Source organism: Amycolatopsis sp. NPDC003861 (assembly GCF_053605405.1).
The window spans coordinates 1-13,302 of record NZ_JBSGJD010000260.1; the positions used below are offsets into that span (position 1 = coordinate 1).

Here is a 13,302-nt window from a genome sequence, read left to right on the forward strand (position 1 = left end):
TTTGTGTGTTTTTCTGAGGTGTGGTCTTCCTTTGGGGGCCGCGCAGGGCGCGGCCGATGCCGGCCAATTCGGCCGCGCGGCCGGTGAAGTCGGGGACCGCGGGCGGGAGCTGGGCGGGCGGCCCCGGCGTCGTCCACTCGGTGCCGGCGATCCGGCGGTACACCTCGACGAGGTCGGCGCCCGGCCACACGCCCGCCTCGTCCCACAGCGCCCGGCGGGTCCGGCGGAGCACCTCCAGGGCCGATTCGCGGCGGCCGACAGTGCCGAGGGCGGCCGCGAGCCGGGCGGCGAACCGCTCGTCGGCGGGTCGCGCCGCGACCACCGGGTCGAGCCGCTCGACGACCGCCCCGCCGTCACCGTCGGCGAGTTCCAGCTCGACCAGCTGCAGCAGCGCGGCCGAGCGCCGGTCGTCCAGCCACAGCTTGTGCGCCTCCAGCAGCGGGCCGCCCGCGACGTCGGCGAACGCGTCGCCCCGCCAGCACGCCAGCGCCCGTTCGAGCGCGCGGCGGCGTTGCGCCCGGTCGTCGGCGCCGGAGGCGAGCAGCGCCAGGAACTCGTCGGCGTCCAGCTCTCCCGGCTCGACGGCGAGGGCGTACCCGCGCGGTCCCGACCGCAGGCGCTGCCCGGCCTCGGCGGCCCCGAGACCGGGCGAGAGCGTCTTGCGCAGCTTCGACACGGTGACCTGCACGATGGCCGCGGCGCTCGACGGCGCGCCGTCCGGCCACAGCTCGTCGACCAGCGTGTCGCGGCCGACGAACTGGCCGGCGCGGGCGAGCAGGACGGCGAGCAGCCGCCGCGGCTGGGCCGCCGACGGCAGCGGGACGGAGGCCGTCAACGGGCCGAGGACCTGGAACCGCACGGCTACAACACCCCACCCGCGAGATCACCTGATCGAGCGAGCTGAATCTAACCTTCCGGCGCGCCGGGGGAACCCCGCTCACCCGGATGGCCGACGACGTTCGGCCTCAGGCGCGGGCGAGCAGCTTCTCCAGCAGCGCCGGGTGCTCCGCCAGGCCTTCGCGCAGCGTGTGCTCCCGCAGCGGCTTGAGGTCGCCGTAGGGCCGGTTCGCCCAGTCCAGGGCGCCCTGCGGCGGCTCGGGGTCGTACTCGATGGCGAACTGGATGTTCGTCGCGACCTGGCGTCCGGCCAGCCGTTCGGCCAGGTGCAGCGCCAGGTCGATGCCCGCCGAGACGCCGGCCGCGGTGATCACCGGGCCGTCCTCGACCCACCGCCGGGCGACCGGGGTGGCGCCGAGCGCGGTCAACAGGTCGCGGAACATCCAGTGCGTCGTCGCCTGCCGGCCGTCCAGGAGCCCGGCCGCGCCGAGGACGAGCGAGCCGGTGCAGACCGACGTCACCAGCTCGGCGGTTTCGGCGGCGCTGCGGAGCCAGGCGAGGAGGCGCTCGTCGGCCATCGCGCGCAGCGTCGGGACGGTGCCGCCGGGCACCAGCACGGCGAACGGCGACGGCACTTCGTCGAAGGTGTGGCTGGGGGCGATCCGGAGCGGGGTGTCGGTGCCGACGACGTCCTTGGTGGCGCCGGCCACGACGGTCCGGAAGCGCGGATCGAGCCGGCCGAGCGCGCTGAGCACCTGGAGCGGGCCGACGAGGTCGAGCGGTGTCAGGCCGGGGTATACGACGAAGGCGATGGTCTTCCGGTCATCGGTCATGCCGTTCACCGTGGCTTTGGCGCGAGTGGCGGGCGGCGCGGATGTCCGAATTCCTGCGAACCACGTCCGAGCGCCGGTCCGGCTGCTAGCGTTCGGTCATGCCAGGCTCACCCAGACGGGTCGCGATCGTCGGTTACGCCGACGCCGAGCTGCTGGACATCGCCTGCCCCGCCGATGTGTTCGACGCGGCGAACCGGCTCGGCGCGCGGCCGCCGTACGAACTGCAGCTGGCTTCGGTCGACGGCCACGGCATCACCACCGGCTCCGGGCTCACGCTGCAGCCGCACCTGCGGCTCGACCAGGTCGCCGGCGACCTCGACACGCTGGTCGTCGCGGGCGGCTGGGGCAGCACGGCCGCGGCGGCCGACGAGCGTGTCCTGGCCCACGTCCGGCGGCTCGCCCGCACCAGCCGCCGGGTGGCCTCGGTGTGCACGGGCGCGGAGGTGCTGGCGGCGGCGGGCTTGCTCAACGGCCGCCGCGCGACGACGCACTGGCGCTACGCGGCGCGCCTGGCCCGGGACTACCCGTCGGTGACGGTGGACCCGGTGCCGCTGTACGTCCGCCACGGCAACGTCTACACGGCGGCGGGGGTGACGAGCGGGCTGGACCTGACGCTGTCGCTGGTGGAGGCCGACCACGGCCCGTCGCTGGCCCGCGAGGCGGCCCGCGCGCTGGTGACGTACCTGCAGCGGCCGGGCAACCAGGCGCAGGTCAGCCTGTTCCTGGCCGGGCCGCCGCCGGAGCACCGCGAGGTCCGCGACCTCACGGCGTACATCGCGGAGCACCTGGACGCCGACCTGGGCACGCCCGCGCTGGCGACCCGGGCGGGGATCAGCACGCGCCAGCTCACCAGGCTGTTCGACGCTCACCTGGGCACGACCCCGGGTCGGTACGTCCGCACGATCCGCACCGAGCACGCGGCCCGGCTCCTGTCCGGAACGGACCTCCCGCTCGCGACGATCGCCCGCCGCTGCGGCTTCGGCTCGACGGAGACGTTGCGCCAAGCCTTCCTGGACCACTTCGACACCCCGCCGTCGGCCTACCGCCGGGTCCACGTCCGCCAGGCCTACGGCTGAGCCCCGTAATGCGCCTCCAATCACGCGAGATACGCCTCCAATCACGCGAGATACGTCTCCAATCACGCGGGATCGGCGCTTCGGGACGAACCGGGCCGTCGGCGGCCCCTCGCGCGGGGTGCGGAATCCCGCTGTCAGGATGTGCGGGTGGACCGCCCCGACCTGGACGACGACGCAACCGGCCCGATTCGCCGGATCACGGACGAGGTGTCCCCTTCCCCGGCCCGCGGCACGTCCGGAACGCCGGGAACGCCCCGGAAACCCGCCCGCCGCACGCCCGCCGAGGGCGCCCGCCGCGCGGCGGATCCAGCCCGCCGCCGAACGGAGACGGGGCCGCAGCGGGTTCCCGCCGCGGACAAGCGAGCCGACACCGGGCCGCAGCGGGCCACCGGATCGCTGCGCGTCCCGGCCGAAACCGGCCAGGCCGAACCCCGGCGCCGCCGCGGGGACACCGGACCGCAGCCGGTTCCCGCGGACGGCGACCAACCCGCCGCACCGCGCCGCCGCGGCGACACGGGACCACAGCGCGCCGCCTCCGGCAGCGACCAACCGCGCACCCGCCGCGGGGACACCGGACCCCAACCGGTCCCGGCGGACAGCGAGCGCCCCGCCGCCCGCCGCGGGGACACCGGGCCACAGCCACTTCCGGCCGACGGCGACCGACCCGCCGCCCGCCGCGGGGACACCGGGCCGCAGCGTGCCGCCGGAACCGCCGCCCGTCCCCGGCGCAAAGCCCCCGCCGAACCCGAAGCCGCGCACACCGGACACGGCCACGGACACGGCCATGGGCACGGCCCCGCCGCCCCCGCCTCCCGGCGCGTCAAACTGCTCCTGATCTGGCTGCTCGCCCCGCTGGCCCTCGCCACCGTGGTCGGCATGGTCGTCCTCTACCCCTGGGGCAACACCTCCCCCACCAGCGTCGTCCCGCAAGGCACGCCCGTGCACGCCGACATCCGGACCACCGCCACCGGCCCCTGCCTCGCCCAGGGCCAGGTGCAGGTCGGGGACCAGACCGACCCGAACGCGAAGCCCTGCCTGACCGTCGACCTCACCATGACCGACGGCCCCGCCGACGGGAAACCGCTGCGCCTCACCGTCCCGATCGAGCCCAGCACCCCACGCTTCGCCGCCGGGGACGCCGTCGTTCTCGCCTACAACGGCGGGAACTCGAACGATCCCGCCAGTTTCCAGCTCGTCGACTTCCAGCGCGGCACTCCGCTGCTGGTCCTCGCCGCCCTCTTCGCCGTCGCCGTGCTCGTGCTCGGGCGGTGGCAAGGCGTTGCCGCGCTCGTGGCGCTCGGGCTGTCCTTCGTCGTCATCGCGCTCTTCATCCTCCCGGCCATCCTCGCCGGCGAGAATCCGCTGGTCGTGGCCATCGCCGGGGCCGGGGCCATCATGTTCATCGCGCTCTACCTGACCCACGGCCTCTCCGCGCGGACGTCTGCCGCCGTGCTCGGGACGCTCGTCAGCCTCGCCCTCATCGGCGTGCTGTCCGCCATCTTCTCCGCCGCCGCCTCGCTGACCGGGCTCGACGACAGCACCTCGACGCTCATCGGCTCGCTCGGCCACGGCATCGACGCGCGCGGGCTGCTGCTCGCCGGCGTCGTGATCGGGGCCCTGGGTGTGCTCGACGACGTCACCGTCACCCAGACCAGCGCCGTCTGGGAACTCCGCCGCGCCAACCCGGATCTGACCTGGCGCGAGCTCTACCACTCCGGCCTGCGGATCGGCCGCGACCACGTCGGCTCGGCGGTCAACACCCTCGTGATGGCCTACGCCGGGGCCGCGCTGCCGGTACTGCTGTACTCGTCGATCTCCGGCGTGGGGCTCGGCGCGCTGCTCGGCAGCGAGGACATCGCGCAGGAGATCATCCGGACGCTCGCCGGCAGCGTCGGGATCGTCGCGGCCGTCCCGGTGACCACTGTCTTGGCCGCGCTGATCGCCTCCCGCGAGCCCGCCGGGCACCTCAGCAGCACCACGAAAGCCGTTCCGTCCCAGGCGTAACACTCTCAGAACCCCGGACGCGCCGAGCTCACCGACGCGGTAGGAAGGTACGCAATCCGGGAGGTGCCATGATCCTGCTCGCCGGCCCACGGCTGCTCGTGCGTGGCACGCTTCGGGTGTTCACCGCCACCGTCCAGGCGGTGGAGTCGCTGCCCCGGATCGCCGCGGCCCTCGAAGACGTCCGGTCCACCCTGCAGCACGTCGAGCGGCTCGCCGGCTACGTCGCGCAGGAGCTGCCCGAACTGGCCTACCAGCTCGAGCAGCTCCGCGAGGCGGACGACGCCGTCAGTCCAGCGTCGCCACGAAGCGGCTCACGGCTTCCATCGTGAAGCGCTGCACGTACTTGCCCGACGGCGCCACCGACGCCAGCCGGTAGAGCGGGCGCTCCGCCACGCCGGACCCGCGCGCCTCGGCCTTCAGCTCCGCGACCAGCAGCTCGCCGAACACGAGACCGTTGGCCTCGGTGTTGTTCATCAGCGCGTTCGCGAGCTTCCGCAGCGGCATGATGCCCAGCTCGCGTCCGCCGGTCCCGGAGAACACGGCGAGGTCGACCTTCGCCACCTTGCCGCGCTGGCCGGCGTTGACCAGCAGGCTCACCGTGCGGCTGCCCCGGACGTCGCCGACGACGAGGTCGAGCCGGGTCGCGGTCGTCAAGTCGACACGGCGCAGGCCCCACGTGCGCACGAGCAGCGTCGAGCCCTCCAGCCAGACGCGGCGCCGGATGCTGACCGCCATCACGTACAGCAGCGGCAGGGCGATCACCAGCGCGACGACCAGGCCGGTCACCGTGCCGCCGATCAGGCCGGCGATCCCGCCGAACGCCGCGGCGACGATCACCACCCCGATCAGGCCCGAGAGCCCGCGGCGACGGCGGCCGCGCGGGTCCTCCTCGAACAGCGCGATGCGTTCGGTCACCGTCCCGCCCCCGTCCCGGCGAGGAACGGGTTGCCCGCGCGTTCCCGGCCGATCGTCGTCGCCGGGCCGTGGCCCGGCAGCACCACCGTCTCGTCCGGGAACGCCGCCAGCAGGTCCCGCAGCGCCGTGGTCACGTCCCCGCGGCCGACCGAGCCGGCGAACAGCGTGTCCCCGGTCAGGGCGAGCCGGCCGCCCTCCGGCGTCGCCAGGCCCAGGACCACCGATCCCGGGGTGTGGCCCGGCACGTGCCGGACGTCGACGTCCAGGCCGGCGAACACGCCCGGTGTGAGAGGCACGCTTTCCCCTTCGTACAGCGCGGCGTCCTCCGCGTGCAGGTGCAGCGGGACGCCGTGTTCGGCCGACAGCGCGGCCGCCGAGGCGACGTGGTCGGGGTGCCCGTGGGTGGCCAGCAACGCGGCCGGGACCAGGCCGTGTTCGCCGAGCGCGGCGGCCAGCGGCGCGGCCACCTCCTGCCCCGGATCCACGACCACGCACGGCCCGCCGGCGGCCGCCGCCAGCAGGTAGCAGTTGGCCTGCAGCGGGCCGCTGCCGAACCCGACGACGAGCACCGAACGCCTCCCCGGACTTCCGCGCCGGATGGCGCCGATCACGATCGGGTTGAGACTAGCGGGCCCTGTACATGGTCCTCACAGGCTGTGCCCATACACTGCCGCTACCTCAAACGTGTGAGACGAGCGGAAACCTGGAGGGTACGGGGTGGCGACCAACCAGCAGCGCCGCGAAGCTGCGAAGCGCAAGCTCGAGCGGCAGCTCGAGCGCCGATTGGAGCAGCAGAAGCGACGCCGGATGATCGGGGCTGGTGTGGTCGGCGTGGCCGTCCTCGTCGTCGCCGGTGTCGTGGTGTGGATCGTGAGTGCGAACAGCGGCGACAGCACCGACACCGCCGCGTCGTCCTCGGCCGCCCCGCCGCCGACCGAAATCCAGATCCCGACGCAGCGCACCGCGCTGCCGAAGCGGGCGACGCCGCTGCCGAACCCGACGTCGTGCGACTTCAAGGCCGACGCGACGGGCAAGGCGCCGAAGAAGGTGAACCCGCCGGACGGCAAGAACGTCCCGTCGACCGGCACGGTGAACGTGACGCTGAAGAGCACCGCGGGCGACATCCCGCTGACGCTCGACCGCGCGCTCGCCCCCTGCGCGGTGCAGAGCTTCATCAGCCTGGCCAAGCAGAACTTCTACGACGGCACCATGTGCCACCGGCTCGGCACCGACGGCCTGCAGATGCTGCAGTGCGGTGACCCCTCGGCCACCGGCGACCCGACGACCGACGGCCAGGGCGGCCCGGGCTACACGATGCCGGACGAAGCGTTCCCGGAGATCAAGTACGGCCGCGGCATCCTCGCGATGGCGAAGACGCAGGCCCCGAACTCCGGCGGCAGCCAGTTCTTCATGGTCTACGGCAGCGCCGACGGCCTCCCGGCGGACTACTCGGTGTTCGGCAGCATCACCGACGACGGCCTGAAGGTGCTCGACGCGGTGGCGAAGGCCGGCATCGCGAACCCGAACCCGCAGGACGGCACCGGTGCGCCGACCAAGCAGGTGAAGTTCACGGGCGTCACCGTTTCCTAGTGCCGCCCGCTTCGAGCTGAACGGGGATCCGCTCGGCCCGGACGCCGCACTCGCGGGACTGGTCTCCTACGGCCACTTCCCTGCGGTGCGGGTCCGGGACGGGCGGGTCCGCGGGCTCGCGTTCCACCTCGAGCGGCTCGCCGCGAGCGCGGTCGCCGCCGTCGACGACCTCGTGCCGCCGCCCTGTTCGCCGAGGCGTACGCGACCGTGCCGTGGAACAAGATCTGAACCGCGTCCGCACCCGCCCCGTGTAGAGGGCAACACCGGAGACCCCACCGGGTCGCCGGGGAGAGGTGCCGACGATGGTCGTAAACCGGGTTCCCGCGGTTCGCCGCGTCCTCGGGCGGGCCGGGCAGGCCGGCTGCGCCGGTGTCCTCTTCGCCGTGCTCGCCGGCGGTCCCGCGCTCGCGCAGGCCGATCCGCCGCCGCCGGTCAAGTACTTCATCGTGCCGCACGCCGACAACCCCGAGGACATCACGCTGTTCAAGATCGCCGAACGCGCGCTCGGCGACGGGCGGCGCTTCCCGGAGATCTTCCGGCTGAACCAGGGGCGGCCGCGGCCCGACGGCACGCCGTTCACCGATCCCGCCGCGATCGAGCCCGGTCAGGTGCTCCAGTTACCCGACGACGCCGCGCCGGAACCGGGCGTGCAGTTCGGCCCGTTGCCGGCGCCCGTGCCGGTCGCGCCGGCCGTGCCGCCTGCTGTGGCCGAGGAGCCGTCCGGGCTCGGCGTCGGGCTGGCGTCGGTCGTCAGCGGCACCGGCGGCCTGCTGACCGGCCTGCTCGCCGGGCTCTGGTGGCGGCGCCGTCCGCAGCTGCTCCCGCCGGCCCCGTTCGAGCCCCCGGAGCGCGACGAGGAGGACTTCGGGTCCGGCTCGGTCAGCGGCACCCTGCCGCTCCCGATCGTGGTCCCCGAACCGCGTCCGGACGTCGTGTTCCGCCCGGAGCCGAAGACCACCGAGCTCGCCATCATCGTGCTCGACACGGCCGAAACGCAGGTGATCGCCGCCGTCCGGCCCGGCTCGCGGTTCCACTTCCGGATCGGCCCGGAGCCGGACTTCGCGGACGCCTCCACCGTGCTCGTCGTCGACGGCGAGGGCGACCGGACCTGACGCCGGGCCGTGCGTGCCGGGTCACTCTGCGCTGAACGGATCAACCGGCGCCGGAAGACTGGCCATCGGGCCGCCGGTCCCGCAATAGTCGTCTCATGACCTGGGATCCGTTCGGCACCCTCGGGCAGGCGCTGTGGATCGGCGGCGCTCCGTGGACCGGGAAGTCCACCGTCGCGCGACTGCTGGCCGAGCGGCACGGCCTGACGACCTACCACCACGACGACCGGGCCCGGCCCGGCAACCCGCTGCCGGACGACCTCCCGGCCGGCGACCAGCTGACCGCGATGATGGCCGAGTTCGGCCACCGCTTCCGCTGCGCCGTCGACGACCTGCGCGCGCTGACCTCACCCCGGCCGATCGTCGCCGAGGGCCGGGGGCTGCGGCCGGAGCTCGTCGCCCCGCTCGTCGACTCCCCCGGCCGGATGGTGGTGCTGGTGCCGACCGAACTGTTCCGCCAGCACCAGCTCCGGCACCGGCCCGACGGGCCCGCGATCCCGGAGCAGCGCACCCGGCTGACGCGCGACCGGATGCTCGCCGCGCACGCCGTGCGGGCGGCGCGGGACCTCGGCATCCGCGTCATCGAGATCGACGGCAAGCTCGACCCCGCCGGCGTCACCGACGTCGTCGCCGAGCACTTCCACGCCTACCTGGACTTCGAGGTCAGCGGAAGGTGAACCGGGGCGGCCGCCGCTCGAGGAAGGCGGCGACGCCCTCCGCGTAGTCCTCGCCGTGCAGCGCTTCCGACCGGATCTCCTCGACCTCGGCGTCGGAGGTCTCCTGCCCGGCGACGATCTTTTCGATGATCCGGTTCATCCCGCGGACGGACGCCTGGGAGCGCGAGCAGAGCGTCTCGGCGAACGCCCGCGTCGAGGCTTCGAGATCACCGGCCGGGAAGACGTCGTTGAGCAGGCCGATTTCGCGGGCGCGGGCGGCGGTGATCAGCTCGCCGGAGAGGAGGAAGTACTTGGCGTGGGCCGGGCCGACGAGCGAGACGAGCCGGCGCGTCGAGTCGAAGTGGTAGACGATGCCGAGCTTCGCCGGGGTGATGCCGAACCGCGCGCCCTCGGCGGCGAACCGGAAGTCGCAGGCGACCGAAACCTGGCAGCCGCCGCCGATGCAGTTGCCCTGGATCATCGCGATCGACGGCTTGCGCATCGCGGTGAGGGCGGCGACCGCGCCTTCGACGGCCTTGTCGTAGCTCGCCGCGCCTTCCGCGGTGGTCCGCAGCTCGCCGAACTCGCTGATGTCGGCGCCGGCCGAGAAGTGCCGGCCGGCCCCGGCGATCACCAGCGCCTTGAGCGCCGGGTCGGCCTCCACCTCGGCGACGACGTCCGGGATCGCCGCCCACATGCCGTAGGTGATGGCGTTCATCTTTTCCGGCCGGGTCAGCGTCAGGCGGGCGACTTCACCGTCGCGCGTCAGGTCGAATCCGTCGGTCATGCACCGCACCCTAGCTTCTCGCCCTCAGCGAAACCGGCGGTGTGTGACGCGGTCGTGTGGCTAGGTTGGGGCCATGGCGACGATCGAAGTGGGCGGGACGGCGTTCGGCTACGACGAAGCGGGAGAGGGGCCCGCCGTCGTGCTGCTGCACGCCGCGATCGGCGACCGCCGGATGTGGGACGCGCAGTTCACCGAGCTCGCCGCCGGCCACCGGGTGATCCGCTACGACCGCCGCGGGTTCGGGGAAACCGGCGGCGAGGCCGGCGAGCACGCCCACTACGAGGACCTGCTGGCTTTGCTCGATGCCCGGGGGATCGAGCAGGCCGCGCTGGTCGGGGCCTCGATGGGCGGGGCGTGCGCGCTGGACGCCGCCCTCGCCGCGCCGGAGCGGATCACCCGGCTGGCGCTGCTCGGCTCGGGCCTGACCGGGCACACCTGGCCGGACCACATGCAGGCAGACCTCGCCCGCCTGACCGAGGAGCTCTTCCCCGGCGACCGCCTGGCCCGCTACCAGGCGCGAACCGTCGAGGTCGACCCGGCGGACGTCCGGGCCATGGCGGAGGCCAACATCCGCTACATGGTCGCGGGGCCGAGCCGGGACGTCTCGGTCCTGCCGCCGGAAATGGTGGCGCTGGTGAGGGAAATGTGCGAGCAGGTGTACCGGCACGACTGGACCGCTCCACAGTGGACGGAGCGAATCCCGGACACCCGCCACCGGCTGGCGGAGATCACCACGCCGGCCCTGGTGGTGATCGGAACAGCGGACGCGCCGGGCCTGGTGGAGCTGTCGGCACACCTGGCGGAGTCATTGCCCCGGGCGGAGCTCGTCGAGCTGGCGGACACCGGGCACCTGCCATCGATGGAACGACCGGACGAGGTCAACGCCCTGCTGCGGAAGTTCCTCCAGGGACTTCCCGAACCCGGCCCGCACGTGTCATCGACGTAGGAGCTGGGTGGTCATCCCAGAGCCTGCCCGTTCTGCCGCGGCAGGGTCGAACCGGCGAAAGCCCCGCTAACCGAAGATCTTCTGCACCTGGTCGGAGATCTTCGCCACCAGCTCCGAAAACTGCACCACCCCGCCCAGCAGCCCCTTGACCTTCTCCCACCGGCTGCGCACCACCGCCGGCTCCGCGGCCTCGCCCGCGCGCAGGTCGGCGGCCAGGTCGGTGAGCGCGTCCTCCAGGATCTCCTGCTTGGCCAGCCCGCCGCCGCGCACCTCGGCCGCCAGTCGCTCCACCAGGGCGGCCAGGGACGAGACCGCCTCTTCGGCGCCGCCGGCTTCGATGCCGGTCTGGGTGATCTTGCCCGAGTTGTCGCCGCCGATGCTGACCTTGTTCGAGATGCGGTGGCCCATCAGGTCTCCGTCCTGGCCGGGCGGCCGGGGTTCGCGGGCGGGCGGGGGCGCGGGGTGCGCACCCCGGTCTGCGTGATCGGCCCGCGGTTGTCACCGCGGATGGTGATGTCGTTGTTGATCACGACCGAGGCCTGCTCGTCGAACTTCGCCGTCGAGAAGCCCGCGTCTTCGAGGAGCTTGCCGATCGCCGGGAGGAGGCGGCTTTCGATGATCTTCTCGTAGCGCGTGATGTCGACGAGCTGGAAGTAGTCGGCGAACAGGTTCACCGAAGCGAGTTCGCGCAACGAGCTCGCGGCGCCGTAGCGGTCCGGGTCCACGACGCCGGGCTCGCGCTTGGGCTGCCGGATCCACGACGCGAGGTTCAGGATCCGGCCCGGCAGGCTCGCCGGCATCTCCAGCCAGGCCAGCAGGCCCTGGCCGAGCGGGCGCAGCGAGTCCGGCCGCATCTTGTCCACCACGCGGTACTCGGCCCGGATCGGCGGCAGCATGTAGGGCGTCCACTCGACGTACAGCGTCGTGTCGTCCACCGCGACGTGCAGGAACGTCGTGAGCACCAGGTCCCGGTCCCAGGTCTCCACCTGGAACGACAGGTAGTAGCGCGCCCACTCCTTCGGCTCCGTGCGCAGCCGGGCGACGTCGGCCGCGCCGAGCCGGGTGTGCGGCGGGTGCTCGATGTCCGGCAGGTAGGCGGCGGCTTCCGGCTCGCCGAGGTGGTCGACGAGCTCGGTGGCCGGGGTGAACACCGCCTCGGTCACCGTCAGCCCGCCGAGCCGGTGGTCCGGCGACAGCGCGCTGGCGTGGCGCAGGTCCGCGATCGCCGCGCGGATCCCGTCGTAGAGGGCTTCGGTGGTGAGCTCCGGCCGGCCTTCGACGTCTTCGACCCGCTCCAGCGGGATCGCCATGGACCAGGCGTCACGGCGGAAACCGGCGCCCACGAACGGGTTGTACCCGCGGTAGACCACCAGCGGCGCGCCCGGTGCCCCGTCGGCCCCGGTGCTGCCCTGGTAGCGGGCGAGCTGACCGCGGAAGTCCTCGGTGAGCAGCCCGGTGAGGCTGCCGCCGCCGGTGGCTCCGGCGAACCGCTTGAAGCGCGTCGTCAGCAGGTTCCACAGGGACCAGCGCTCGATCGTCACCGCCACGCACACGACCACCGCGAGCACGATGCCGATGACGGTCCGGGCGGTGTCGCCGCCGGACGAGTCCCCGAACTCGACGTCTTGGTAGTAGCGCGAGGAGTACCGGCTGCTGCCCGAGTCGAAGATTTCGTCCGAATAGGACAGCAGCAGCCACGCCACGACGATCGCGACGCCGATCACGACCAGCGTCTTCGGATTGAGCGTCTTCTCCAGCGCGTAGGCGCTCTTCCCCGCCCGCGCGGCGACGAGCAGCAGCGACAGCACGATCCAGCCGTAGAGCAGCGGATTGTCCCACAGCAGCCCGATGACCACGATCATCAGCACCACCAGCAGGCCGTCGTAGTTCTTGCGGCGGGCCCGGGCGCGCACCGCCTCGGTGAGCACGCGGCCGGCGTCGAGGCCCGGCGACGGCGGCACCGGGCGGGTGGGCTCGACGAGGAACTCGGTGATGGCCCGCCGGCTGTAGGCGGGATCGAGGTAGGACGCCGCACAGAGGTAACGCGTGGTGTCGTCGGCCATGCCGCCCCCTTGTCCCCGGCGCCCGCAATTTGCGGAAGGTATCATGCAGGTGCGGGCGGCGGCACCGCATTTCGGGCAACAGTGCCGAAATCGTTCGTTCGACGGGCTCCGGTGGGAATGGTCAGGACAGCAGCTTCGCGGTCAGTTCCCCACGGCTGCGGACGCCGACTTTGCCGATCACCGACTTGAGGTGGTCCTGCACCGTGTGGGCCGCGATCGCGAGCCGGGCCGCGATGTCCGTTGTGGACAGTCCGGCCAGCACCTCGCGGCAGACATCGCGTTCCCGCGCGGTCAGGCCGTACGCGGCGAGCAGCACGGCACCCGGAGCGCGGTCGACGGTCACGACCGTCTCGCCGTCGTCCTCCCCCGCCACCAACCGGCTGGCGTGCAGCACGATCCACCCGCCGCGGGCGTCGCGCACCCGGGCACGGAAGGTCCCGGTCGCCGCCCGGTGTTCGCCGTCCGGCCCGACGACCACGATCGCCG

At 73.3% G+C, this 13,302-nt stretch carries 15 protein-coding genes; 7 read left to right on the plus strand and 8 right to left on the minus strand.

Annotation, left to right across the window (positions count from 1 at the left end):
• Together ACWEVN_RS40090 and ACWEVN_RS40095 are read right to left on the minus strand one after the other, a co-directional pair.
• Positions 1-859: AfsR/SARP family transcriptional regulator (locus tag ACWEVN_RS40090; protein ID WP_452054765.1), on the minus strand; the 859-nt coding region annotated here is incomplete at its 3' end.
• Between the two features lie 106 nt (positions 860-965).
• Positions 966-1,670, minus strand: a complete 705-nt coding sequence (locus ACWEVN_RS40095) for a DJ-1/PfpI family protein (RefSeq protein WP_452054766.1) — start codon at positions 1,668-1,670, stop codon at positions 966-968.
• Positions 1,671-1,768: 98 nt separating this feature from the next.
• On the opposite strand from ACWEVN_RS40095, the gene ACWEVN_RS40100 reads away from it, so the two are divergent.
• From ACWEVN_RS40100 to ACWEVN_RS40110, 3 genes are all read left to right on the plus strand, one after another.
• On the plus strand, positions 1,769-2,746 hold the full coding sequence (locus ACWEVN_RS40100; RefSeq protein WP_449680965.1) for a GlxA family transcriptional regulator: 978 nt from the start codon (positions 1,769-1,771) through the stop codon (positions 2,744-2,746).
• A gap of 147 nt (positions 2,747-2,893) precedes the next feature.
• Positions 2,894-4,750: a YibE/F family protein gene (locus ACWEVN_RS40105; protein ID WP_452054767.1), complete on the plus strand. Its 1,857-nt coding sequence runs from the start codon at positions 2,894-2,896 to the stop codon at positions 4,748-4,750.
• Between the two features lie 68 nt (positions 4,751-4,818).
• The gene (locus ACWEVN_RS40110; RefSeq protein ID WP_452054768.1) at positions 4,819-5,079 is read left to right on the plus strand and encodes a hypothetical protein; all 261 of its coding nucleotides are present in this window, start codon (positions 4,819-4,821) and stop codon (positions 5,077-5,079) included.
• On the opposite strand, the gene ACWEVN_RS40115 is transcribed toward ACWEVN_RS40110, so the two are convergent.
• Complete coding sequence (locus tag ACWEVN_RS40115) at positions 5,036-5,665, minus strand: hypothetical protein (protein WP_449680962.1); 630 nt, start codon at positions 5,663-5,665, stop codon at positions 5,036-5,038. The two genes, ACWEVN_RS40110 and ACWEVN_RS40115, sit on opposite strands and share 44 nt — an antisense overlap.
• A complete protein-coding gene (locus ACWEVN_RS40120) occupies positions 5,662-6,234 on the minus strand; it encodes an MBL fold metallo-hydrolase (protein ID WP_449680961.1) in 573 nt (190 codons plus the stop codon). The genes ACWEVN_RS40115 and ACWEVN_RS40120 overlap by 4 nt, the downstream gene beginning before the upstream one ends.
• 148 nt (positions 6,235-6,382) lie before the next feature.
• Here ACWEVN_RS40120 and ACWEVN_RS40125 point away from each other — a divergent pair, with 148 nt between their 5' ends.
• From ACWEVN_RS40125 to ACWEVN_RS40135, 3 genes are all read left to right on the plus strand, one after another.
• Complete coding sequence (locus ACWEVN_RS40125) at positions 6,383-7,255, plus strand: peptidylprolyl isomerase (RefSeq protein WP_449680960.1); 873 nt, start codon at positions 6,383-6,385, stop codon at positions 7,253-7,255.
• Positions 7,256-7,557: 302 nt separating this feature from the next.
• The gene (locus ACWEVN_RS40130) at positions 7,558-8,367 is read left to right on the plus strand and encodes a LysM peptidoglycan-binding domain-containing protein (RefSeq protein WP_452054769.1); all 810 of its coding nucleotides are present in this window, start codon (positions 7,558-7,560) and stop codon (positions 8,365-8,367) included.
• Between the two features lie 95 nt (positions 8,368-8,462).
• On the plus strand, positions 8,463-9,041 hold the full coding sequence (locus ACWEVN_RS40135; protein WP_452054770.1) for a hypothetical protein: 579 nt from the start codon (positions 8,463-8,465) through the stop codon (positions 9,039-9,041).
• Here ACWEVN_RS40135 and ACWEVN_RS40140 read toward each other — a convergent pair.
• On the minus strand, positions 9,028-9,807 hold the full coding sequence (locus ACWEVN_RS40140; RefSeq protein ID WP_452054771.1) for an enoyl-CoA hydratase/isomerase family protein: 780 nt from the start codon (positions 9,805-9,807) through the stop codon (positions 9,028-9,030). The genes ACWEVN_RS40135 and ACWEVN_RS40140 overlap by 14 nt on opposite strands.
• Positions 9,808-9,880: 73 nt before the next feature.
• Here ACWEVN_RS40140 and ACWEVN_RS40145 point away from each other — a divergent pair, with 73 nt between their 5' ends.
• Positions 9,881-10,753, plus strand: coding sequence for an alpha/beta fold hydrolase (locus ACWEVN_RS40145; protein WP_452054772.1), 873 nt, complete (start codon positions 9,881-9,883; stop codon positions 10,751-10,753).
• 66 nt (positions 10,754-10,819) lie between these two features.
• On the opposite strand, the gene ACWEVN_RS40150 is transcribed toward ACWEVN_RS40145, so the two are convergent.
• The 3 genes from ACWEVN_RS40150 to ACWEVN_RS40160 all read right to left on the minus strand — a co-directional run.
• On the minus strand, positions 10,820-11,161 hold the full coding sequence (locus ACWEVN_RS40150; protein WP_452054773.1) for a hypothetical protein: 342 nt from the start codon (positions 11,159-11,161) through the stop codon (positions 10,820-10,822).
• On the minus strand, positions 11,161-12,816 hold the full coding sequence (locus ACWEVN_RS40155) for a hypothetical protein (RefSeq protein ID WP_452054774.1): 1,656 nt from the start codon (positions 12,814-12,816) through the stop codon (positions 11,161-11,163). Before ACWEVN_RS40155 ends, ACWEVN_RS40150 begins: the two co-directional genes overlap by 1 nt.
• A 121-nt stretch (positions 12,817-12,937) precedes the next feature.
• A partial coding sequence (locus tag ACWEVN_RS40160) for a helix-turn-helix domain-containing protein (protein ID WP_452054775.1) occupies positions 12,938-13,302 on the minus strand: 365 nt, incomplete at its 5' end.

Excerpts from the sequence above, each read along its gene's own strand:
- ACWEVN_RS40155 (WP_452054774.1), bottom strand. The coding sequence starts at position 12,816 with ATGGCCGACGACACCACGCGTTACCTCTGTGCGGCGTCCTACCTCGAT.
- ACWEVN_RS40130 (WP_452054769.1), top strand. The coding sequence starts at position 7,558 with ATGGTCGTAAACCGGGTTCCCGCGGTTCGCCGCGTCCTCGGGCGGGCC.
- ACWEVN_RS40150 (WP_452054773.1), bottom strand. The coding sequence starts at position 11,161 with ATGGGCCACCGCATCTCGAACAAGGTCAGCATCGGCGGCGACAACTCG.
- ACWEVN_RS40140 (WP_452054771.1), bottom strand. The coding sequence starts at position 9,807 with ATGACCGACGGATTCGACCTGACGCGCGACGGTGAAGTCGCCCGCCTG.
- ACWEVN_RS40100 (WP_449680965.1), top strand. The coding sequence starts at position 1,769 with ATGCCAGGCTCACCCAGACGGGTCGCGATCGTCGGTTACGCCGACGCC.
- ACWEVN_RS40110 (WP_452054768.1), top strand. The coding sequence starts at position 4,819 with ATGATCCTGCTCGCCGGCCCACGGCTGCTCGTGCGTGGCACGCTTCGG.
- ACWEVN_RS40145 (WP_452054772.1), top strand. The coding sequence starts at position 9,881 with ATGGCGACGATCGAAGTGGGCGGGACGGCGTTCGGCTACGACGAAGCG.
- ACWEVN_RS40135 (WP_452054770.1), top strand. The coding sequence starts at position 8,463 with ATGACCTGGGATCCGTTCGGCACCCTCGGGCAGGCGCTGTGGATCGGC.
- ACWEVN_RS40095 (WP_452054766.1), bottom strand. The coding sequence starts at position 1,670 with ATGACCGATGACCGGAAGACCATCGCCTTCGTCGTATACCCCGGCCTG.